At 41.9% G+C, this 23,522-nt stretch carries 15 protein-coding genes and 1 pseudogene; 2 read left to right on the top strand and 14 right to left on the bottom strand.

The window, feature by feature from the left end:
* Positions 1 to 226: pseudogene (locus ACWXWT_RS13370) on the bottom strand (transposase); the annotation flags it as partial.
* Between the two features lie 408 nt (positions 227 to 634).
* On the opposite strand from ACWXWT_RS13370, the gene ACWXWT_RS13365 reads away from it, so the two are divergent.
* The gene (locus ACWXWT_RS13365) at positions 635 to 1,216 is read left to right on the top strand and encodes a protein tyrosine phosphatase family protein (protein WP_456042072.1); all 582 of its coding nucleotides are present in this window, start codon (positions 635 to 637) and stop codon (positions 1,214 to 1,216) included.
* Positions 1,217 to 1,656: 440 nt separating this feature from the next.
* Here ACWXWT_RS13365 and ACWXWT_RS13360 read toward each other — a convergent pair whose 3' ends face one another.
* The 3 genes from ACWXWT_RS13360 to ACWXWT_RS13350 form a co-directional block, all read right to left on the bottom strand.
* Positions 1,657 to 2,634 carry a hypothetical protein gene (locus tag ACWXWT_RS13360; protein ID WP_456042071.1) on the bottom strand — a complete coding sequence of 326 codons (978 nt, stop codon included), beginning with the start codon at positions 2,632 to 2,634 and terminating at the stop codon, positions 1,657 to 1,659.
* 259 nt (positions 2,635 to 2,893) lie between these two features.
* The gene (locus ACWXWT_RS13355) at positions 2,894 to 5,575 is read right to left on the bottom strand and encodes a TonB-dependent receptor domain-containing protein (RefSeq protein ID WP_456042070.1); all 2,682 of its coding nucleotides are present in this window, start codon (positions 5,573 to 5,575) and stop codon (positions 2,894 to 2,896) included.
* 84 nt (positions 5,576 to 5,659) lie between these two features.
* Entirely contained in the window at positions 5,660 to 8,491 is a 2,832-nt protein-coding gene (locus ACWXWT_RS13350; protein ID WP_456042069.1) for a hypothetical protein, read from the bottom strand.
* Between the two features lie 1,215 nt (positions 8,492 to 9,706).
* Between ACWXWT_RS13350 and ACWXWT_RS13345 the strand changes: the two genes are divergently transcribed.
* Positions 9,707 to 10,915 carry a potassium/proton antiporter gene (locus ACWXWT_RS13345; protein ID WP_456042068.1) on the top strand — a complete coding sequence of 403 codons (1,209 nt, stop codon included), beginning with the start codon at positions 9,707 to 9,709 and terminating at the stop codon, positions 10,913 to 10,915.
* 61 nt (positions 10,916 to 10,976) lie between these two features.
* Here the strand turns inward: ACWXWT_RS13345 and ACWXWT_RS13340 are convergent, their stop codons facing one another.
* The 10 genes from ACWXWT_RS13340 to ACWXWT_RS13295 form a co-directional block, all read right to left on the bottom strand.
* Positions 10,977 to 12,194: a TonB family protein gene (locus ACWXWT_RS13340; RefSeq protein ID WP_456042067.1), complete on the bottom strand. Its 1,218-nt coding sequence runs from the start codon at positions 12,192 to 12,194 to the stop codon at positions 10,977 to 10,979.
* A complete protein-coding gene (locus ACWXWT_RS13335) occupies positions 12,194 to 12,568 on the bottom strand; it encodes a BlaI/MecI/CopY family transcriptional regulator (protein WP_456042066.1) in 375 nt (124 codons plus the stop codon). The genes ACWXWT_RS13340 and ACWXWT_RS13335 overlap by 1 nt, the downstream gene beginning before the upstream one ends.
* A 166-nt stretch (positions 12,569 to 12,734) precedes the next feature.
* Entirely contained in the window at positions 12,735 to 15,941 is a 3,207-nt protein-coding gene (locus ACWXWT_RS13330; RefSeq protein WP_456042065.1) for an efflux RND transporter permease subunit, read from the bottom strand.
* A 16-nt stretch (positions 15,942 to 15,957) separates the two neighbouring features.
* The gene (locus ACWXWT_RS13325) at positions 15,958 to 17,109 is read right to left on the bottom strand and encodes an efflux RND transporter periplasmic adaptor subunit (RefSeq protein ID WP_456042064.1); all 1,152 of its coding nucleotides are present in this window, start codon (positions 17,107 to 17,109) and stop codon (positions 15,958 to 15,960) included.
* A gap of 206 nt (positions 17,110 to 17,315) precedes the next feature.
* Complete coding sequence (locus ACWXWT_RS13320; protein ID WP_456042063.1) at positions 17,316 to 17,699, bottom strand: hypothetical protein; 384 nt, start codon at positions 17,697 to 17,699, stop codon at positions 17,316 to 17,318.
* A 619-nt stretch (positions 17,700 to 18,318) separates the two neighbouring features.
* The gene (locus ACWXWT_RS13315; protein WP_456042062.1) at positions 18,319 to 18,888 is read right to left on the bottom strand and encodes a hypothetical protein; all 570 of its coding nucleotides are present in this window, start codon (positions 18,886 to 18,888) and stop codon (positions 18,319 to 18,321) included.
* A 7-nt stretch (positions 18,889 to 18,895) separates the two neighbouring features.
* The gene (locus ACWXWT_RS13310; RefSeq protein WP_456042061.1) at positions 18,896 to 20,254 is read right to left on the bottom strand and encodes a transglycosylase SLT domain-containing protein; all 1,359 of its coding nucleotides are present in this window, start codon (positions 20,252 to 20,254) and stop codon (positions 18,896 to 18,898) included.
* Between the two features lie 20 nt (positions 20,255 to 20,274).
* Complete coding sequence (locus ACWXWT_RS13305; protein ID WP_456042060.1) at positions 20,275 to 21,084, bottom strand: ETEC_3214 domain-containing protein; 810 nt, start codon at positions 21,082 to 21,084, stop codon at positions 20,275 to 20,277.
* Positions 21,081 to 21,941, bottom strand: a complete 861-nt coding sequence (locus ACWXWT_RS13300) for a hypothetical protein (RefSeq protein WP_456042059.1) — start codon at positions 21,939 to 21,941, stop codon at positions 21,081 to 21,083. Before ACWXWT_RS13300 ends, ACWXWT_RS13305 begins: the two co-directional genes overlap by 4 nt.
* Before the next feature lie 2 nt (positions 21,942 to 21,943).
* On the bottom strand, positions 21,944 to 23,023 hold the full coding sequence (locus ACWXWT_RS13295; protein WP_456042058.1) for a CsgG/HfaB family protein: 1,080 nt from the start codon (positions 23,021 to 23,023) through the stop codon (positions 21,944 to 21,946).
* Positions 23,024 to 23,522 lie beyond the last annotated feature (499 nt).

Genomic DNA, 23,522 nt, shown 5'->3' with positions numbered 1-23,522 from the left:
CAACGACATGTAAGTGATTGCTCATCACTGCATAAGCACAAATATCAATAGCAAAGATGGTAGCAAGTTCAAGTATACGAGAATCAACCCATTCACGCCGATGCTCAAAATTCTCGCCTGTCGAGTTATCGATACCACACAAAAAGGCTTTACGCACAACACACGAACAACAATGATAAAAAGGAGTGTCTTCTAAGCTAACGATAGTTTGTCTTGGTCTGGCCATCATTCATTACCTACAAGTACATAAAGATAACTAAAGACTAGACCAATGCTTAAATATTCGCCAACTATCTTGGGTGGCCATGTTTTTTGCCATGTTTTTTTTGGGAGATCCAAGAGGGAACAGCCGTTGGTTTCCTCTTGGTCTGGTGTGGGCGAAGCGCCACGACGTTAGTGGCCGCAGGCCATAAGTACAAAGCATAAAAATAAAGCAGGATCCCCGATAAAAGCACTCGAGGATGACTGCTTAGCGCTAAATTCCAGCTCAACAACATTACCTGACCAACTGCGGGTTTGATCTGTGCAGGGTGTAAATTTAAACCCGTAACTTTTATATGAAAACTTAACAATGGTATGGTTAACTTGAACTTAACAATACCAATCACGTATTAAATCACCCCAAGGGAACCACATGAATATACTGCAACGTTATAACCTACTGTCCACCAGCATATTAATGTGTTGTATCTTTCTTAGTGCGGGAGTGTTCAGTGCGGAGAGTACGGTAAATATTGATACCAGCAAGCTTGGCGACATAAAAGCGATTAAATTTAATAACCAGCAAGTGATTACCGCAGGCTTACCCACAGAGCCGCAATTTGCACAACTTGCTCAAGCGGGTATCAAAACCGTGATTAATCTTATTCCTAATGACAATCCGCATGCATTACAAAATGAGCAGCAAATCGTCACTCAGCTCGGTATGAATTATCACAATATTAGTGTGGACTGGCAGCACCCTACACAAGAAAATCTAGCGCAATTTTACAGCCTGATGGAGCAAAATGGCGACGCACCAGTGCTAGTGCATTGCGCGGCTAATTATCGTGCCTCAGCATTTTATTATTTATACCAAACTCGCCAAAACAACGCGCCGACGATGGCAGAAGCACTAACACCTTGGGGCGACTTACACCAAAGCTTTGCTGAATATCCTCAGTGGCAAAAACTAATAGAAGACGCAAAACAGCAATATCAAACCAAGCAACAGTAATGTAAATATTGCTATCGCATTAGCTGAAACTAACAATTTTTTTGTTTGCGACTTTTGCGTATTTTGCTTTGAAACCTTCAGTATCCAATAAATTGAGGCCGTTGAAGACTCTTTATAAAAGAATTCGTGACCCTGACAGGACGTCAGGCTAGCTTTCGCGGTACAGGATGTACCACCGGAAGCGTTAGCATTTTCACTCTTTACTGCAAGATGGGCCGAAGCAGTCTACACACGAAGTCACAAGCTGGATCGTACCACGTCTCGAAATTATCGCTTCTATTGCTCAAATCACATTGGGATAATGTTGATGTGGCGGCTGGGCCAATTCTTTGAATAAAAAGTAAAGAGGGAACAGCCGTTGGTTTCCTCTTGGTCTGGTGTGGGTGAAGCGCCACGACCTTAGTGGCCGCAGGCAATATCTAAAAAATAAAGAAAATCACCTACTGTTGAGTATGAAAACCTTTCAAATCCATTTTATACAATGGTGCTGGCAGTCGTTCAGAAGTGATATAAATACTGTGACCATCTTGGCTAAAACCCACCGCTTCGGCTTGCTTTATGCTTGGCAACATTATCTGTTGCGGCTGTGTAGCAAACAAGCTTAACCAATCGTCAGGTTGCGTTTGAGTAAAATAAAACGCGTGGGTGTAAGTTAATACCACAGCCGATAAACCATCAGCTGATATATCCATCGCAGTGGGTTTGCCAGCAAAACCAATCCAAGTATATATACTGGCGTAATCGAGCATAGCCGTGGGTAATGGCACGATTTGGCCCACCCTTTTTGCTTGCTTGTTAACCATTTCAACCGATGCATTATTGGATGCGCTTTGCTCTGACGGAGCCATTAATGGTAGCTCATATAATATTGGCAGTTTATCGCGTTTAGTCAGTAACAGTATTTTTTGCTTAGCTAGATCAACGGCTACGGATTCACAATCGTGTGCGCCATCTGGATAAGTAAAAGTCATGCTCCAACGGGGTTTCACCGACAGTGTTTTTTGTCCATTCAGTTGGCTTAAATCTGGCTCTTTGATCAGGTGTAATTGATACTGCGATCGTTTCGCTTGGTTGTCGCCAACGTCGGCGATCAATAAGTACGATTCACCTTGATAAACAAACGAGGCGATATCTTCCCAATCGTTATTCTTAACGCCTGTAATGTTAACTGTCGCCAACTGATTACCTTGGGTATCGATGGCAAAAATTCTTGCGGTGTCACCACTGTCGTTATGCAGCCACAATATTTGATCATTAATACGCGACACAGCTAATCCGCTAGCTTCGTCAATAGACGGAGCAGTAATACTGCCCGCTTGAGTCATGCCTGTCGGCATAGCGCACGCACTGGTCGATAACACCAACATCACATATATACACAGCTTTAACGGGGTGAACAGGGGCAGTATTTTGGGCATTAGCACGGGTCCATTGGGGTATCTGTAACGAGCAAGCCAGTATTCTACCCAATTTGAAATAGAAAAGTGTCAATGTTTAAACCGAGAGTAATTTATTTACCCGTTAGATAAGCTGAGTTTGTGTAGCGTGATATTGTTATTAAACAAAAAAGGCCACTTTCTTTGTTCCGAAGAAAGTGGCCATGTACGTTTTTAGTGATTGAAATGATGAATAAAAACCGCTAAAAACCAGTACTCTTTTTAATGTTTTTACAACAGATTAGTATTCATAGCTAAACTGCAAAGTGTATTCTGTGCCAGGGTCTTTAGCGTACACTTGAAGATCTTGTTGTTCGTACTCGGTGGTTTCACCTAAAATATTTTTCGCTTTCAATTTAACCGTGGTACTGGTGGTAGGAAAGAAAGTATAGGTAAAATCTAGGCTATGGAATGGTTTTTCATACACATCGTCTAAACCACCACGGCCGCCATAAGCAATACGTTCACCAAACACGTTATACACCAATGTGGCACTGTGATAACTGTCTGACGAGTCGTAACTTAATTGCAAGTTTGCCACCCATTGTGAATGCCCTGTCATGCGACGCGTTTTATTGGTTGGATCGATTTCGCCATTAGCCGCGATATCAATTTTTGAGTCGCCAACCGTTAAGTTACCGGCAACAAAAAAGTCCTCCCAAATGCTGCCTTCTGTACCCAAAAATTCAAGCTCTTGTAAAAACTCAGTTTCAACACCGTATACATAACCAGACTCAGCATTATAAAACTTAAGCTGACGGCCCGCTTCAGAAATACGTTGTATCGGCTCAATTGGTGCATCAACATCTTTATAGAATGCACCTATGCTGAAATTGTTACCTGTGTCTGAGTAATATTCCCAGCGTAAGTCAAAGTTAATAATGTCTGAGCTTTTAAGTTCTGGGTTACCGAAAAAATCAAAACCGGTAACAGGATCTTGGAATCGAACTGGCGACACTTCACGAAGGTCTGGACGAACAATGGTTTTGCTCGCACCTAAACGCCATTGCGTAGTGTCGGTTTGTTTCCAGGTTAATGACAACGACGGGAACCAACCATCTTCGGCTATGGCGTAGTCGGCTAAGTCATAACGCCCCCCTTCATCTGAAATCTCACCTTCTGGGTCAATCGGTAATGTGACTCGGCGGAAGTCTTCGTAACGCACACCTGCATACACACGCCATACATCGTCAAAGTCGATATCCATACTCACAAAAACGGCATCGTTCTTTTCGGCTGCGATGTAATCTTCTGTGTCGGTTGATGCATCTTTGAGTTCTAGCCCTAAGGTATTGTCGTTAATGTTTTTGTCCGAGAAAATCTCATCAAAATCACCCGCTAGAATAGTGCCGTTAGGGTCGGTTGGGCTTAAATCAACATCATAGCCTAAACGGGTTGCATAACTTTCACGAGTACGCTCAAAGTATTCATAGCCGGTAGTCAGTTTTACTACGGCGCCGTCTAAATGAATGGGATACATAAAGTCCCAACCATAATTTTGGCTGTCATCTTCTAAGCGACTGTAGACATATTTTGGTGCATCTTGCGTATTAAGATTACGTGATAACAATTGGTTGTTATCATCTAAAATCACGTTATAGGTATACGACACTTCATTTGGTGCATAACGCTCCGAACGTGCATCAGAAAACTTCCAGCTTAATTCCGCGTCGTTTAACAACTCGATAAAGTGATGACCTTTAATCTGATTGCTAATTAATGTGCGCTCTTCGTAATCAATACCATAAACTTGCAATGCATTAGGCTCGCCTATTGTGTCAATGGTTTCTTCAAGCCCCATGGACACATCATCAGAGGTATCTTGCAGATATGTTGTGAAGGTTTCGATTTTATGGTTGTAACCAATTTCTACCCCTAAATTAAGCATGCCAGATACTTGCACAATAGAGTCTGTGCCGACGATGTCTTTTTGGTTTTCAACTTGTACCTGGCTACTGTCGCCGTCAAGTTCAACTTCCCGTTTGGTATAGTTTTCAGCTTGCTTTTTATACGACACTGCTGACAATGCACCAAAAATAATGTCATCGGTAATGTCCCAGCGGTCACCAATGGCGATATTGCCATTTACAGCAGGGTCAGTACTTTGGCTTTGTACTGTCATGTCGCGATACATATCTAATGCCAACTCACGGTTAACTTGTTGTGCTGCTGGGTAATTTATCGCGCCATTAGAACCACTAACAATATCAATTGGGCTTATACCACCATATTGATTAATCGTATTGTTAATGTTGCTTGGCATACCTCGTGTGCCGTCGTCTTGGCCTGTCCAATCACCACTGCCGTTGTAGGTGAGACTGTCATTTGAGTCATTGGTATTGTAGCGACCACCTACCGACATTTTAAAAAAGAAGTCTGCTGGAATAGATTTGGTGCGAATATCCACATGTCCGCCACCAAATGCAGCAGGCGCATTGGCTGACGCTGACTTTTGCACCGACAATGATTCAATAATCGATGCTGGGAACATGTCGAGTGGAACAACATTACGCGTTGGGTCTGGCGATGGCACAGTCGCGCCATTAAGCGAGGTACTTGAATAACGCTCACCTAAGCCTCGAACATAAATGAATTTGCCATCTTTTAAGGTTAAACCTGTCACACGACGAAGCGCTGCTGCTGCGTCACCATCACCGGTTCTTGAAATTTGTTCTGAGCCCATAATATCGGCTACAGCAATTTGCTCACGACGTTCTTCAGTGGCTTCTGATGCTGAGCTTCGTAAGCGACCTGTCACAGAAATAACTTCAATAGGTTCAATTGGAATCACTTCGCCAGGGTCACGTACTGGTTCTGGTTCTTGCGAGTATACGGGAGTAGCTGTCAATAACGTCGCCGCAGAAATCACAGAGATAATGGCAAGGCTTAATTTATTAACGGTAAAACTCGGCTTGGTTTTCATACTTATACTATCCTGTATGCGGTTAGAGATAGCCGCCCTTGCGAGCGGCTATTAATAGGTCACAGATTTACGTTATCAAGGAGATTACTGTGGCTCGTAAGCCCAACCTTGACGCCAATCGTTCTGGCCATCGAATGCACCAATAAAGTTGGTTGATTCGAAGAAGTTATCATCCGTGCTTAAGTCTTTACCTTTGCCAAGTAGCGTTGTATCCGTTGCCGCTGGCATACCGTCAGTAATTGTCACAGCTGTTGCTGAGTTACCTTCTTGGCCCAAGAACCAAGTTTCAACATTCACTGCGTCTGTTGTTGCTGCATTATCAGAGCTGTACTTAAATGGCTCGTTACAGTCGATAATTGAGTGAGACATAGTTAACGTGCTGTTGTTAACGTTGTCGACTAAACCGGCGTAAGAGCCATCTAGCTCTAAACATTCGCCAGACTCAGTTTCAGCAGTGTTGCCTTTACGGCCTTGAACTAACACGTTGTATAACTCACCTGCTGTCGCAACTCGTAGTAAGATACCTTCACCTTTATCGCCACTTGCGTTAGCAATATCTGTACCTGGTAAAATAGTGAAGTTAGCTAATTTAGGCGCAGATACAGGGGTATCAGTGGCACCTTTATGGCTATCGCCTTCAATGCCACGGTTTGCATTACCATCTTCATGGGTGATGTACACAAACTGTGCTTTACCCGTCCAACCGTTAGTCCAATCTAAGCTGTCATCAAAGTTTTCAGTTAGGTAGACGTATTTCAAGTTAACTGCTCCACCCCAAAACTCAACACCGTCGTCGCCATTAGCATGTACTTGGATATGGTCAACTTGGGTACCACTACCCACTGCTGCAAATGAGATACCGTTCATTTCTTGGGTGTCATTGACTTTGAAACCTGCATACTTAATCACCACATAGCTGACTTGACCGCTGCTATCAGCATTGTCATTACCACCGTATGGAAAATCACCCACTTCAAACGATGCGTCACACGCATTGTGATCTGGACAAGTATTGGTTAACCCCTTACCCAGCAGTACCAAACCACCCCATTGACCACGGTCACCTTCTGCACCTGCAATGACATCTTCTTCAGATGTCATTTCAATGGGGTGTGTTGCACTCCCCTGAGCCATGATTTTTGAACCACGGCTAACAGCAATAAAGCTATTAGATGTTGCAAATAACTTAGTACCGGCTTGAATAGCCAATGTTGCAGGCGACGTATTATCACCACCTACAACCACTGCTCCACCGTCAATTTTGTACATCACGTTTTGACCCGCGAGTAAGGTGGTATTGCTCAACACATTACCTTCAAGGGTACAAATTAGCGTAACGGATGCATCTTTGTATAACCCCTCGGTAGCCGCTGATGCTGTAGTGCCTACAGGACAAGAGGTTAATACTGGTAATGCCGTTGGGGTTGGTGTGGCCTCATCATGTATGGCCGTTGTCCAGCCTTCCGTCCAGTCGTTTCTGCCATCAAATGCACCAATATATTCAGCATCCACTAAACGATCATCAAGGTTAGCTAAATCGGCTTTTCCGCCTGTTAGCGCAACCGAAGATGAGTTGGGCATGTAATCCGTTAGATCGGAAGCCGCAACAAGGTTGCCATCTTGCCCCTTGTACCATGCCTCTACATCTAGCGCTAAAGTACGGCCTTCTGCAGCATCTGCCTTGGCACTTTTAAACGGTTCAACACAGTCAATTAAGCTGTTTTGCATGGTTAATTCTGCGGTGTTGGCGTTGTTAACGGTATTGTCGTCGTTCACTTCTAAACATTCGCCAGAATCAACATCACCTTTAACTAGGATGTTATAAGCATTAACGCCCGTGCCTTTACGGAATAAAATACCTTCAGCATCATCACCGCCACTATTAGTACCGTTAGCCACTTGAACAGTAACGTTAGCTAACGTAGGTTTTGACATAGGCACAGCCGTAGCGTCGCTGTTACTGTCGGCCTCAATACCGCGGTTAGAACCGTTATCAGCTTGACGTATATAAACGTGTTGGGCGCTACCTTGCCAACCGTTTGTCCAATCTAACGAGTCATCAAAGTTTTCTGTGAGTACGATATTCGATACTGAAACATTACCGCCCCAGAACTCAAAACCGTCATCATTATTCATATGTACTTGTACATGGTCGACCTCTGTACCTGCACCTACACCAGCAAAGCTGATACCGTTCATTTCTTGTGTATCGTTGATTTTGAAACCGCCAAACTCAACACGTACATACTTAATTGAACCCGAATTGTCTTCGGTGTCATTTCCGCCATAGCTGTGGTTACCCACTTCGAAAGACGCTGAACAATTAGTTAAATCTGGACAGGTGTTAACCGGCGCATTACCCAGTAAAACTAATCCCCCCCATTGCCCCGCTTTACCTTCTTGACCTAAAGCCGTTTCAACTGACGTAAAGACAATTGGCGCTGTTGCTGTTCCATCAGCCATGATTTTTGAACCACGACTAATCACAAGGTAAGAATCGCTGCCACCTAATATTTTGGTGCCCGGTAAAATAGATAACTCAACCGTATTGGCGTTATCGCCACCAGCAATTACCGCGCCATCTAGCTGCCATACTACGTCGTTACCCAATACAATTTTGTCGCCATCTTGGCCACCAGTAGTTATCGTTGATGCTGCAGTAGAAGGGGCTAACGTCCCTTTTAATACCCAAACTTCTTTACCATCAACCGCTGTCATCGTGGTGCTTTTAGTTGCAAAACCACTGTATGATTTTTCTTGAGCAGTTTGAGTCGGTGTAGTGGGAGTGGGTGTTACCGGCGTAGCAGTATCACTGCCAGCATTGATATTGATATCACCACCACAACCCGCAAGCCCTAATGTGGCAGCAAGAGCAGTAGAAAGTGCAGTGAGTTTAAAAATATTTTTCAGTTCCATTGTCATCTCCGAAGACGGATGTAAGCGTGTGAGTAAATCGGCTGGATGACAACTTAACCTGCTAAAATGACAAAAAGACTGCGCAAACATGACACTCACATTTCATTAACATGACAAAAATATGTAAGCTCAATGGTGCCGCGGCTTAAGAGGAGTTTTTAATTACTCATGTTTTAACAAAATAGACAAAAATATAACTTTTATTCTGCTATCAATAACAACAGCAAGGTTTAATCTACATTAATTATACCAATCCCATTAAATATCTGGTCAGTTCAGAGTCTCTCAGTTTTTTCAATTCAAGGCACATTGATGTAGAAATGGTTGTTGCCTTTTAAATCGATGTAACACAGAAGTGGAATACCTGAGAGGCGCCATTCTGGCGGGTTTCAAAGTCCTTTATGCTTCGTTAGATGCTTTCAAAATACGACTGCATGGTCTATTTTTTTCCATAAAAAATAACACATTCCCACCATCCATGGCGGTCAGATACTGGAGGTAGAGTAACGCAGGAGCTTGTTACCGAGAATCACTATTCGCTTCAATCATCTGCCTTGCCTACAGCACTTTGAACTCCCGCTGAAAGATCACATATTTAATAGGATTGGTATTAATGACACATAAAAGCCAAACATATACCAAGTGTCTTCAATAAAACAGATGTAACAAACACCGTTTATTGGCGTCCGTAATCCATGTTTTACTGTGTCCGCCTATATGTAGCATAATGAATATTAACCATTATAAAGTAAGGTGTGACGTAAACTCGAAACATAAACACGTATTCAGTATTACGCTAAACGTGGCAGATAGCCTGCATCATTAACCATATGTACGACAAAATTATGAAGTTAATTGAATGACGATATGTGCAATGGCTTAAACGAATCAATCCACCAGCGCAACGAACAGCACTGCTAAAAATAATGAATATGGGTATATTCAGTCAGACATAATCTATTGGCACAAAATGCATACTCATGTCTGTAACAAAATATTAACTTAGCGGTTTGTTTTATGAATAAACAACCTAGATGACAATATTGGGTATTCGTTCATTATGCCTCCACGTTTGTATGAAGAGGTAATACAATGCCCTTTATGCCATTGCCTGACAATGTATTAAAATTAATAAATACTTATAAAACGAGTTTAGGTTAATTTAATGCTAAAATAGCCATTTATTACAGTCTTCAACAATCAAGGAGTGCCTATATGCCGACAGATATTATTATTTTGGGGATCTCCGTTCTTATTGCTATTGGCATTTTACTCCACCATCCTTCTAAAACATTGGGGCTACCTTCACTATTAATTTTCATGGCTGTAGGTCTCGCTTTTGGCAATGGAGAATTTGGTTTTGTATACGACGATCTACAGCTGACTTCACTTATTGGCACCCTCGCGTTAAACACTATTGTTTTTGTTGGCGGGCTAAATACCCCAATGAAACACATCCGCTTTTCTTGGAAAGAAGGCGGCATGTTATCCACGGTAGGGGTGATATTAACCACCCTTACTTTTGGCTTTATTTTGAATGCATTACTCGATTTTAACCTTATTACTTGCATGCTGTTTGCCGCGGTTGTGTCATCAACCGATGCGGCGGCCGTATTTTCTATTTTAGAGTCAAAAAAACTTAAACTAAAACACGGTACAGGCACTATTTTAGAATTCGAATCGGCCACTAACGACCCCGTAGCCCTGCTCATGGTCGTTATGTTAACTGACTTTATTATCAATAGCGCCAACGGAGTACCAACGGTATTATCGATAGTGTCTAGCCTAGGGCAACAAATAGGTGTCGGTGTAATTATTGGCCTACTAATGGGGGAAATGGCCGTTTGGGCACTTAATCGTATTAAACTGCCAGAATTTGGGCTTATTCCCGTTTTTATTTTAGCCACTTTCACCATCACCGTATCAAGTACAGAAATCTTAGGTGGTAATGAGCTTATTGCTGTTTATATTGCAGGGGTGATCATCGGTAACTATTTAAAGAAGGGCGCCGAAGTCAGTAAGCATTTCTTTAATGGCATATCGTGGTTAGCGCAGTCATTAATGTTCATCATTTTAGGCTTACAGATATTCCCGCAGCAATTAATGCCTGTGTTCATAGCCTCATTGCTACCTGCCATATTACTTATTGTCGTCGCGCGCCCATTGGCTGTGCAGCTGTGCTACTTGCCATTTAAACAAGCTAATTGGCGCAAGCGTTTGTTTGTTTCTATGATCGGATTAAAAGGTGCAACCCCAATTGTATTTGCGCTTATTCCCGCAGCGGCTGGCGTAGAGGGATCCCGTGAAATGATCCACATGGTATTTTTCATCGTGTTGTTCTCGGTCATCATCCAAGGTACCGCAATTGAACCGCTAGCGAATAAACTAGGGTTAAAACTGCAACCCAAAAAGCCTGATCTATAAAAATGATTCAATGCCCCATAGCAATGAGGCATTGAATCATTTTCAGCATCTTTGATATTAGTTATTTTACAGTGATTCTCTCAACTGATTTATCAGGCTGATGGATAACATAGTCTAATTGTACTTGTAGGTCTTTAAACCCATTCGCTGAGGGTTGATACTTCCATTGTTCAAGCGCTTCAACAGCCGATGCATCAAACACTTGTTTCGGCGACGACTTAGTCACTCTAACATTGTCCACACTGCCATTTTGACTGATATCAAATGACATTTGAACATAACCATTAAGCCCTTCTTTAGCGGCATCAATTGGATAGCTAGGCTCAATTCTTATCACAGGCATTGCCATAGCTTCGGCTTTGTTTTCAACGCTAAGATTATCGCCTGCAAATACCTGCTGATTAAACATAAAGGCACCAACACCAATAGCAAATGTCATTCCAATTAATGCTAAGGTGCTTTTCCCATGTTGCTTTTTCATCTGTAAGATCCTCTCTTTTAAGATGGTTTTATCCCCATAATGGGTGTGTAACATGCTCAAAGGTGCATGCTGTGAATAGGCCAATAATGTTCTGCTATAGGCAATTTTGGCTTGGGCTTTCATGTCGGCAGTGACTTGCGCATCACATGACAATTCTTGATCTTGTCTAAATCGGCGATAGCTCAACCACATTAACGGATTGAACCAAAACAATACGGTTAATCCATAAGCCAAGGCATTTGTCCATAAATCACCACGTTGATAATGATAAACTTCGTGCTGAATAATGGCTTGCTGCTGACTTTTATCGAGTAATGTAAAGCTCGTTGGCACCAAAATACTGGGAGCCATAAACCCTGCGAGCATAGGTGATTCAATGTCTGGATGGACCAATACCTTAAGCTTTACAGAGGGGATATCTAGCTGACGCCCACGCTGGATTAGTCGTTGCAGGTAGCCGTATTCCATCACGATATTAGCGACTAATAACGTGATAACGGCACCGTAGAGATAAGGCAGGTATAACAGGTCAAGTAAGCCTGCCGACAACGCAGCGGTATCGCTAGCAAACACATAATACTGCTGGATGATTGAGGCTGCGTTATTGCTACCAAACCAGCTAAAGTGGTGAGGTAATATCATTTGCAGTAAATCTGCAATGATTAATAGTGGCACGGATATCCACATAAAATAGGTATAGTGCGCCCCAAATTTAGACAATATAAACCGGTGCATTACCAGTAAAGCCAAACACACCACGCTCAATGAGATGGTTTGTTCCATAAACCAATTAATCATCACTTTTGTTCCTTTTGCCAATCATCAAGTAAGGTTTGCAGTTCGGCGACATCTTCTGCCGACAGCTTGTTCTTTTGCGCAAAACCGGCAACCAATGGGGTTAACTTGCCAGCAAACATGCGGTCCACAAAAGAAAGCGATTCTTTAACGGTATAGTCCTGCTCAGCAATTAATGGTGAGTAATGGTAAACTCGGCCTTGTTTTTCAAAACTGACGGCTTGTTTTTTGACTAAACGATTAAGCAAGGTTTTAACCGTTTTTTCATGCATGTCATGGCTTTTCTCTAACGCATCAACCACTTCACTCGAGGTTAATGGTGAATGTTGCCAAAGCTGTTGCAACACGACTAATTCACTATTACTGATTTCTTTCATGCGATACCGCTCATTTGTTGTTAGAACTTGTTAGGCTAAAAATGGATTACAAATGTAATCCATTTAAATTACAACTGTAATCTTAAATAAGCAAGTATTATTTTCGAGCGATTTACTCATTAAAATGAAAAAGCCTAATCGGATGATTAGGCTTAAGATTGAAATGTTATCTAACTAACAGTTTTTTTGTCGATGATAATTTATCTCGATACAACCACTGATAAACCGTCGGCAACACCAGTAAAGTCAAAGCAGTTGAGCTAAACAAGCCGCCGATGATCACCACCGCTAATGGTTGTTGAATTTCACTGCCCACACCAGATGATAACAAGATAGGGATCAGCCCCAATGCAGAGGTGAGTGCCGTCATTAACACCGGACGTAGTCGCCCTACCGTGCCTTGATAAACACTGTCGTACAGGCTTTCATCTGCTGATTGTCTGCGCTGGTTAATCGAGTCCACCAGCACCACACCATTCAACACGGCAACACCAAACAAGGTGATAAAACCGATTGAGCTTGGCACCGACAAATACGTGCCAGTGGCGTATAAAGCCACCACGCCGCCGATTAATGCCAATGGCACGTTAGCCATAATCAATGCCACTTGTTTGAGTGACCCAAACGAGAAATACAACAATAAACCAATAAGTGCGATAGAAATGGGCACCACCAACATTAGCTTTTGTTGCGCCCGTTGCTGGTTTTCATATTGGCCGCCCACCACAACCGTATAGCCAGCAGGTAAGTCAGCTTGTGGCACTATGGCATAAATATCGTTGACCACCGAACCCATGTCACGCCCCGATACATTAGCCTGCACCACCACTCGGCGCTGTACATCGTCACGACGAATATTCGGCGGCGCCATTTCAATCACCACATCAGCGAGATCGCCCAAGCGTACAATCGCGCCGTTGGCGCCACTGAGTAACAAATCTTCAATCGCATCTGGCGCATTACGATATTGCGCCGCTAATCGCAGGTTAATATCATAACGGGCGTTACCATCAATCACTTGGCCAGCACTGGCACCACCAATACCTTGAGTCACTAAACTCATGACTTCATCGACGCTAATACCGTAGCGAGCGAGTACTTCACGTTTAGGTCGAACCACTAACTGAGCTTCACCGCTGACTTGTTCTAGCGACACATCAACCGCCCCAGGAATGGCTGCGACTAAATCGGTTAACACCTGACCTTTTTCCGACAAGATACTCAAATCTGGGCCAAATATCTTAATCGCTAACTGCGCTTTAACGCCCGATAACAACTCATCGACTCGAGTCGCTATCGGTTGTGACAAGGTTAACAATAATCCTGGGAATATCGCTAGCCGTTGCTCCATCAAACGCTGTAATTCAAAACGATTGCTTGCTGATGTCCATTGCTCTATGGGCTTAAGACCAATATATATTTCAATATTACTCACAGGTTCTGGGTCGCCGCCAAGTTCTGGTGCCCCGATTCGACTTAACGCATATTCCACCTCAGGAAACTCCAGCAGCATGGCTTCAATTTTAGGCGCAACGTTAACCGAAGTGGCCAAACTGGCTGTAGGCGCCAGTGTCACCCGTAAGTTGATGGTGCCCTCTTCTAATTCGGGCACAAATTCAGTGCCAAGTTTTGGCAATAACAGCATGCTTGCAGCAAACAAAACAACTGCCGCTAACATCACCGATTTAGGGCTTGATAACACTAGCGTGAGTACTCGTCGATAGACTGCGTCAATGGGGGCCAACACCTTGCTTTGACGCACCACAATACCGCGTTTAAATAGAAAAACCGCCAATGCAGGTACCGCAAATAACGCCACCACTAATGCCGCCATCATGGCGAGAATAATGCTCACGGCCATAGGTTGAAATAATTTACCCTCTACACCTTCTAGGGCAAATAACGGCATAAATACGACGATGATAATCGCTGTTGCAAAGAAGATAGGACTGCACACTTCTTTTGCCACCAACATGATCCTAATCGCCATGCTTTGGGTTTGTGCATCAGCTTCACTATCAACATGAGTTTCAGCAGATTGGTTGGCGCCAGTTTCGCCGCTAACATGTTTAAAGATGTTTTCGACCATCACCACTGAACCATCAACTAGCATACCGATCGCAACAGCAAGACCACCTAAAGACATTAAGTTAGCTGACATGCCGTAATAAGACATGATCAATAACGCGATCCCGATCGACACTGGGATCGACAGTAATACCAACAATGTCGCCCGTATATTGACCAGAAATAATGCCAAAATAATCACGATAAATCCAAAGGCCATCAATAGCGCTTCAACCACTGTCGTGACCGCTTTATCGACTAAATCCGCTTGGTCGTAAAACACCTCAAATGACACTCCTTTTGGCAAGGATTGCTCAATTAAACTAATACGTGAATTGATGTCATCAATAGTGGCTTTGGTATTGGCGCCCATGCGTTTAAGCACAACGCCTGCAACCACTTCACCTAGCGCTTGTACATCGGACGACGAGCCATTAGCCGCTGCTTGCCTACGCGACATGGTCACTGCACCGACTCTTATTTCACTTCCAAAAGCCACATTAGCAATGTCGGCCACTCGTATTGGCGTGCCATTGATTTCGGTTAACGGAATGTCGGCAATGGCCTGTAAGCCAGCGTCGCCAGCGGGCAACAAACCATAACCTCGGACCACTAATTGCTCTTGGCCTTGGTCCATAAACCAACCACCAGCATTACGGTTATTACTTTCCAATGCTTGGCTAACTTGGGTCATCGACAAGCCATAACTGCGCAGTTTATTAGGATCAACTTGCACTTGGTATTGCAACACCTCGCCGCCAAACGACAGCACTTCAGTCACACCACTCACAGGCATTAATATCAGCTTCACTAAATAGTCATTTAAACTCCGCAGCTCAGATGCGTTGATATTGGTTTCGGGTTCCGCCCGTAAAATATATTGATAAATTTGCCCTAAACCTGAGGTATTCGGCCCAATTTCAGGGGTGCCAACACCCGTAGGAATCGACTCTTTTGCAGCTTGCAGTTGTTCAAACACTTGCTGACGTGCAAAATAAATGTCGGTACCTTCGGCAAACACCACAGTCACTAACGACAAACCCGTACGCGATAACGAACGCACTTCTGTCACTGCCGGTAATGCATACATTGCCGACTCGACAGGATAGCTAATCAACTTCTCGACCTCTTCTGCCGCCAAACCTTCCGCTTCAGTATTAATAGTCACCTGCACATTGGTGACATCCGGAAACGCATCTAAATTTAGTGTTGGCAGCATGAATACCGATGCCACCACAGCGGCCAGTAATCCAAGTAACACCAATAACCGCTTTTCAACGGCAATCTCAATTAATTTATATAACATTATGATGCCTTAGCGCTTAGTGGTTATGGATATCAAAGCCAGATTTTGCTTGCTCAGATGCTAAGAAAAAAACCCCCGAAACCACTACCCGAGTTTGCGGCGTCACACCCGTAATCATGCTTAAACCACGTTGACGTTCAATTACTTGTACCTCTTTGGCACTAAAGCGATTGTTATGTTCGACAAACACTTGCCAATCACCATCGCCACTGCGAGTTAACGCCGCATCGGGGACTAAGTATCCTCTGGCAACATGTTGTTTGGCAGCCAAGTACAGTTCAGCAAACTCGCCAGCATGTAAATCATGTTTAGGGTTAGGCAATTGCACTAACACCTGCTCGGTGCGAGTTATGGAGTTTATTTCATGTGAACGACCAATCAATGTACCGCGACGAGTTTGCTTGCCAATTCGCACTAGGGCTTCACTGCCAATATTGATTTGATCCGCTTGCGTTGGCGTAAGCTCTGCTTGTACCCATAAGAAAGACTCATCAGTAAGCTGCATTAACGCTGTTCCAGCCTCAAGCACTTGGCCTAGCATGACAATATCTTGCTGCACACGCCCTTGAATAGGCGCTAATAATTGAAATTGCCCAATACTTTTTGGCGTAGACACTAACCCCACTATTTGCTGATTTGTCATCATTATTGACTGCAAAATAGCGCGTTTAAGCTCAGCATTCACTTCAGTTTGCATCCGCTGACTGGCACTAATTGTGCCTGCACTCATGCGCTTGATGCGGTCCCATTCAGTGGCGGCAATAATATAATCTGCTTGAGCAGAAGCAATATCTGCCCCGCCAAGAGTTAACAACGGCTGACCTTTAGTGACTAATTCCCCTGGCACAACATGGCGTTTTATCACTTGCATAGTTAACTGCGGGGCAATGGTCATGGTTTTATCTTTATCTACTAGCAATTGCGCTGTGGCGACGGCTTGTAGGCTAAAATTTTGATTGTCTAACGTCGACACACTAATACCTGCGAGCTTTAGCTGTTCGGCGCTAAGAGTAATGGTTTGCTCTTCTTGGTGGGCTTCGTTAAGTTCATTTTTACTGGCTTCATGGTGACTGGCTTGGACAACCTCAATGGTTGTCGCGAGAAACACTATTGACACGACTGCACGCAAGACGTTGGTCGGCAGAAATAATTTATTGATCAGATGCATGGGTATTCCTAAAACATAACCCGTCAACGAACCTGAAAGTCATTGTAAGCTTAATCCCATTGTTAGGTTTATGACTAAATACTTTGGCTTTGCAGATGTTAACGGCAATGAATTTTGTCTCACACAATTAACCCGTTCAGCTATTAGTAAAAACCATTAACCTAGCGGTAGTGTAAAACAACACAATAACGATATAGAGTGAGGAGTTAAGCTATTGGAGGGCGATAACGAGGAAAATCCTCAGGCGGTAAATACAATAAAGTAAAATCAGAATAAACGTCATCAAAACGCTGAGAAAATACGTTATTTACTGGGGTAACCAATGCAATGTGACCACCATGGCATTGGCAGTCTAAACATACATCAATTTGTTGTGTTTTAGTTGAATTAGCCGCGTGCAGATGATCATCCATTTCCGAATGCATTGTCGAACCATTAACTGCACAAGCACAGTCGACGCACTCAGCAAGCACAATCACTTCGCTGGTCAATTGCAGGTGGGGATGATTGTTTTGATCTTCATTACTATTACCTTGGTGCAATTGATGCGCACCCAAGTTTGCGCCCACAAATTGCAGTAGCAGTAGCACTATCACGATCAATAATTTTGATATTCCAACTATTGAATAGCGGGAAAGTAAATCAGAAAACAATATGAAAGGATCCTAAATAATAGTAAGCCCATAGCTTAACGTAGCTAATAGTACACAATTTTTGTAAAAGCCTAATAAAGTTTACGCATATTATTTGCTAATAACGCTTAACGTTACTCGTTGGCAACGGTAAAGCAAAATAACGACTTCAATTTTATTCATAGATTTTACTTACATGACCATTGATACGTTAACACAGTTAATGTGCAGAACAAGAAATGGCTTTGATGTCCATCATATAAAAAAGTGTTGATATCTATGCGTTAATTGCATCATTCATGCCGAGGCGAGAGGATTGCTGCCTAGCAATCTAAGCTACTTTTACTTAACGAAGAGGACTCAACAAAGAGTAAAACGTTTTTAGCCGAACCCTTCGGGCAGCGTTTGTTGGTCATTTTTACTGCATTATCGACTTTTTATGTAGAATAACGACACCACAAAGTCTCTTCTTTGTACAAATGACCAACAATTCGCTGCAAAAACAACCTTGAAAGATCAACAGGCCCTAGATACCAACACATTTGTAGACGCTATTTAACCAATAAATTGGTGAAGACTATTTTCCAGACAATTCAGCCTGTAGCTCTTCTGTTATTTTGGTAGTCCTAAAATCTTTATATAAACTGGCTTCCGATGATGGGTCAAGAGCGACACCAGCAGATGCTAATAAGTTATCAAATAATGGCTTGGTGTTTTCCATTTCAACCAAAGCGCATAGCTTCTTTTGGTTATCAATACGTGCAAATGCAATTTCTTTTGGAATGGCACCAACTAAGCTTTGTTCAGCAACCTGCTTGCTAACTTGGCTAAATGTCGACTTATTTTGCACTGAAGACCCTTGCTGAGTTTGTGAGTTCATGGTTTTATCCATCACTTTGGCACGAGTCTCAATTTGCAGCGCTAGATCTGCTTTAGCATTGGCAATGGCCTGGCCTCTTGCCGCAGACATATTCCCCCCCCAAGCGACGCAACTTGAAGACGCTAAGCCTTTTTCACTTGTTGGCATAAACACCCAACTTGGCACTGAGTCATTATCAGCAAGCGGCGTAGACTGTGATTGTGGGGTGCTGTTACATGCCGCTAGCATTAAAACAGATGCAGAGATTAGTAGCACTTTTTTCATCATTATTCCTTTATTCGGATAGATTCCATTGAGTAATTTGATGTTGATATTTAGCTTCAAGTTTTGAGACTTTAGCTAAATATTTTTGAGTTTCGGGGTAAGGTAATCGCTTCATTAATTTGCTATAGACTTGATCGGGCGATAACGCATTAATCTTGCTATAAGCCTGCTTTATTGAGCGATTATTTCCACCATTAAATGTTTTCGCAATATTACCAGCCCCAGTATTGTAAGCGGCTATAACGCAATATTGTCTGCTTGTTGGGTCGTTAATACCATCGAGGTATTGTTCATTTAAAATGGACAAGTAACCCGCTCCGTAACGAATGTTAATCTTAGGCTGATACAGCTCTAGCGACGTTGGTGCTTTATTTTGACGATAAAATTTTCTGGCAACATCCATGCCTGCAGATTGAGGAACAATTTGCATCAACCCAAATGCAGGAATATGAGATTTAGCGTTAGGATCGAATGTTGACTCTGCATAGGAAATAGCGAGTAACAAAGATAAAGGAATATTCATCTCAGATGATTGTGTTTGATAAAAACTCAAATAATCCTTAGATAATTTGTATAAGTAATCTTCAGGTAAACGGAGGGTATTGACTTGAATTTGTTTATACGTAGGATTGGCTTTAACAAGTGTTTCCACTTGTTTTTCAGCTATCGCTTTACGTTTTTGTGATTGCTTATTGATCTCGTTAACTTGTTTGAGTTTATGGCTTTCCGCAATTGATGTCACCTTGTTAGGCTCATTTTTAGCAGCAATCTCACTCTCTATTTCTTCAATACTTTGTTGCGCATCAAGCTGTGAAAGCATTTGCTGTTTCTGTATGTCAATTTGCTCATTAACCACCTCTTCCGCCATAACCGCTGAAGGTTGGTCAATTAACGTGCTCACCACGGCTTCTTTATCTGTTAACGCAGCCTGGCTTGCAATATTGGCTAATAAGCCTTTTGTATTGGGATCGACTTTCAACTTGCGAATAACAAGGTCTTGATCAATAACCTCATCAGTTAAATTTTCTATGACCACTTGTTGAGTTAACGCATCAATTTTAACTCGAGTCTGCTTATCTTGCGTATAAATAATCTCTACTTCAGAAGAGCTTTGTTCCGGCACACGCCAAAATTTGAGTAACTCACCACGATACGCATCAAACTCGGCTAAGTATTCATCACGAAATTTTTTAAATTCAGCATTTCTAGATTGTTTAAACTGTGAAATCTCGGTATTACGTTGTTGCTTAAATTTATCAAAATCACTTTCTGCAGCGCTAACCTCTGAGCCTATTGATAGGCCTACACTAATACAACAGAAGGTTATCAGTATCTGCCAGGCTTTATTTGATGTCACTTGCTTACCCATGTTTTCATCCTTTGAAAATATCAATCCTTGAAATAAGCATTAAATTCATAGCGAGTTAATAAACTGTCTGCAATGATTTGCTCATCAATCTCATATACTGCATAAAAGTTAGCAGCTTGTGTGGTGAGCTTTTTAGCGAGAGGGGCTACTTTTTCAGTTTCATCTAACATCAATACCTGCCCTAACTCATCTAAGGTAGATTTGAAGTGATCCTGTTGTCCGTCATACTCGGTAAAGCCGGCAGCAAGTTGTAACTGCATCCCTGAAGCACCAAGATCTGTGCTAGTCATAAAATAAATTAAATTATGACTATCAAAGAAAAAGTTATTACTGCGCTGCGTAATAGACTCAATACTGTCCGCGAGTAAGTGTAAGCCCGTGAAGGGTATTTTGGGGGCAAAGCGGTCCAACATCACGCTGTCATTAAGTAAACTATGTACCACAACGCCAGAAACTCTTTGCTGCTCTGTAATTAAGGTTAATAAGTATTTTTTTTGTTTATAATATCGATACTTTAAAGACTCATTTATGGTTGAGCTTTTAATTACCGTTGGCATTCCAATGCTGGCTTCAACATGCGCTAGATAGTTGCCCACTCTAATCGTATTAAGCGTTTTTTGTTCTACGCGGTCAGTAAAATGAGTAATAAATCCTTGATAGCCTTCTGTAAGTAACTCTTTGGTATCTGACCAATTACCTAACCCCATTAGAATAAATGCAATGTAGATAAAGAAACGGGATATTTTAGAAAACAGACCCACTTGATCTTCATCTTCATCAATAGTTGACCCTGTAAGTATTTGCGCTACCGCTTTTTTCATTTTGGTCATGGAGTCACTTTTTTATGTTTTAGCGTCGATAAATCAATAAAGAAGCTATCTAAACTGTCACTAATCGCTAATTGAGTTAATTCACTTCGGCTTTTTTGACTATAACTAACGGCTTTACCTGAGTAGGTCTTATTCCAGATAGGTTGGTGATGTCGGCTCACTTTGACGATAAGATTATTTTTAACCATATCGGTGCGCGCACTAACAATCTTACTTGTGAGCTGATATTTAACTTGGCAAGTTTTATCTGGATTAAATGCAAACCCCTGCTGTAGCAAGCGTTCAATCATCCATTCTTTAACATGGCCTTTATTCTCACCAGAACTGTCTACACAGGCATTTTGTGCCATCAACTGCTGTTGTTGTGCTGCTAACTGCTCTGCTTTTCCTTTATCAAGGTCAGCTTGTTTTAAAGTAATACCCGCATAAACGATACAGTTTTGGTTGTCAGTCCAACGTTCAAAAATGGTCGCATTCTTTAAAATTTGTTCACTTGTTAATTCGGTATTTGCTTTATATCGTGAGTAACCCGCATCACCCACTGCACCAATAGTTGTTTTCTCGCGAGTTGAAACCGCCGAGTTTAACATTTTAGTCAGTGATGCTCTCGCGTCGTTATCGGCTCTTCGTTCATCTAAATTTTTAAGGCCAGTACATAATGATGCACCTGCGGCAATATAAGATTTACCGTCTGCCGTTTGGGAGCTAACCCAATTTGGTTGGGGACGTTCTGCATAATATTGGCCACAACTGCAAGCAACAACTAATGCTGGCCACACTGAAAATAATGTCACCAGAAATAAGCATAAAGCACGACATTGTCGTGCTTTAGCCTCTTTGCTTATTAAAGCAAACATAATTACAAACGCTCTGTTACGAGTTCATTTAATATTTGGGTATCAATTAAGCGTTGCTTAATGCGAGTTTCGCCTTCCATAACCAGTTTCAGCTCATCAATATCATCGGTCATAGTGGTTGCTTTAGAGTAAAAAGCGTCTGCCATTTCAACGTCTGCTAAAAATTCGGCACAAACTGCATTGTTATATGTGATAGCAATAGAAGATGAGTATTTAGTTTGTGCTTTTGAAAACATTTGACAGGCGTTTTCGTACATACCTTCTTGTACAAATTCAATTCCCATATCAAACATTTTTTCAGCATCATTAGGCATATCAGAGCTGTCTCCATCCATAAGATCAACTTTAGTCGTTAATGTAAATGGTGCTAAATCAGACTTTAACTCATCCGCAACTCGAGCCAAGGCACTGCCTACCAATTCTTCATCAGTTCTTTGTGCATCGTTAGAATCATTACAAACCTTACTCTCGGCGATTTCACTATAATGGTTTGAAAATATAATTTGACCAGACTCTACAGAAACGGCTTTAGGATCTAAGATAACAACAGCCGTTTTTTTGGTACAACTCACACTGTAACTTTGCGTTTTTTTGCATTTGTACCAGTTGTCGCCTTTTTGTACACATTTACTTCTTTTTTCAGAATAACGCGACGAATCGACTTTAGCAGAGTAACCAGCATTGATTAATGTATCTGCGCCGGTGAGCTTACCCAATTTAATTCGCGTTGCTGAATTAGTTAACATGCCATCATTCAACTTTTGCTCTTTAATAATAGAATCTATTTGCGAGCGCTCAACTAAAGTGAAATATGGGGAATTGTTAAGTTTGATATTAGTCAGGTTAGTCTCAAGAATTGACCCAGCTAAAGGCTTACGCTGATCATGGATCACCGCAATGCGTTTCATTCTTTTCGCGCTTAATTCTCGGGCAGGTTTTAATTGAGATACAGGAATTTGAGGAGTGGTAAATATTATATTAGTTATGCTCTCGAAACTGTTGCTAATTGTCTTTTCAATACTTACACAACCACATAATAATAATGTACAAGCAGTGGTTACTGCAAAGAGTCCCTTCTTCATAAATCCCATCCTAATTGATTTAAATCTTTATAATATATAAAGATTTAATGAAAGTTAGTTTTCTGTATATTCTCGAATATACATTAATAAAAGTTAATGGGAAGTACTTAGCTCACATTAATCACACTCGAATAGTAATATTGTGGGCAACACACAAAAACAGAACAAATATCAAACAGATTGATTAATATTCGTTCTAAAGTTAATTAAATAAGTTATTACGTATGCATTATTAAGTGCATACTTAATAAGTCTTTCAATAATTAATTGTTCCTTTGAAAATTAAGTATGCCACGGTTTGATATGTCTGATAATGCAACGATTAGAAATGCAGGATTAGAGATAATCATAACAACATAAACGCGAAGGGGTTTTATACCAATCCTATTAAATATGTGATCTTTCAGCGGGAGTTCAAAGTGCTGTAGGCAAGGCAGATGATTGAAGCGAATAGTGATCCTCGGTAACAAGCTCCTGCGTTACTCTACCTCCAGCATCT

It is taken from the genome of Shewanella sp. A22 (assembly GCF_053850585.1).
The sequence above is the reverse complement of the archived record's forward strand: the minus strand, read 5'-3'. Positions and strand labels throughout refer to the sequence as shown.

What these genes read in the sequence shown, in the direction of transcription:
- ACWXWT_RS13345 (WP_456042068.1), top strand. Translation starts at nt 9,707, where the DNA reads ATGCCGACAGATATTATTATTTTGGGGATCTCCGTTCTTATTGCTATT.
- ACWXWT_RS13350 (WP_456042069.1), bottom strand. Translation starts at nt 8,491, where the DNA reads ATGGAACTGAAAAATATTTTTAAACTCACTGCACTTTCTACTGCTCTT.
- ACWXWT_RS13330 (WP_456042065.1), bottom strand. Translation starts at nt 15,941, where the DNA reads ATGTTATATAAATTAATTGAGATTGCCGTTGAAAAGCGGTTATTGGTG.
- ACWXWT_RS13315 (WP_456042062.1), bottom strand. Translation starts at nt 18,888, where the DNA reads ATGATGAAAAAAGTGCTACTAATCTCTGCATCTGTTTTAATGCTAGCG.
- ACWXWT_RS13295 (WP_456042058.1), bottom strand. Translation starts at nt 23,023, where the DNA reads ATGAAGAAGGGACTCTTTGCAGTAACCACTGCTTGTACATTATTATTA.
- ACWXWT_RS13365 (WP_456042072.1), top strand. Translation starts at nt 635, where the DNA reads ATGAATATACTGCAACGTTATAACCTACTGTCCACCAGCATATTAATG.
- ACWXWT_RS13300 (WP_456042059.1), bottom strand. Translation starts at nt 21,941, where the DNA reads ATGTTTGCTTTAATAAGCAAAGAGGCTAAAGCACGACAATGTCGTGCT.
- ACWXWT_RS13325 (WP_456042064.1), bottom strand. Translation starts at nt 17,109, where the DNA reads ATGCATCTGATCAATAAATTATTTCTGCCGACCAACGTCTTGCGTGCA.
- ACWXWT_RS13305 (WP_456042060.1), bottom strand. Translation starts at nt 21,084, where the DNA reads ATGACCAAAATGAAAAAAGCGGTAGCGCAAATACTTACAGGGTCAACT.
- ACWXWT_RS13310 (WP_456042061.1), bottom strand. Translation starts at nt 20,254, where the DNA reads ATGGGTAAGCAAGTGACATCAAATAAAGCCTGGCAGATACTGATAACC.
- ACWXWT_RS13355 (WP_456042070.1), bottom strand. Translation starts at nt 5,575, where the DNA reads ATGAAAACCAAGCCGAGTTTTACCGTTAATAAATTAAGCCTTGCCATT.
- ACWXWT_RS13340 (WP_456042067.1), bottom strand. Translation starts at nt 12,194, where the DNA reads ATGATTAATTGGTTTATGGAACAAACCATCTCATTGAGCGTGGTGTGT.
- ACWXWT_RS13335 (WP_456042066.1), bottom strand. Translation starts at nt 12,568, where the DNA reads ATGAAAGAAATCAGTAATAGTGAATTAGTCGTGTTGCAACAGCTTTGG.
- ACWXWT_RS13360 (WP_456042071.1), bottom strand. Translation starts at nt 2,634, where the DNA reads ATGCCCAAAATACTGCCCCTGTTCACCCCGTTAAAGCTGTGTATATAT.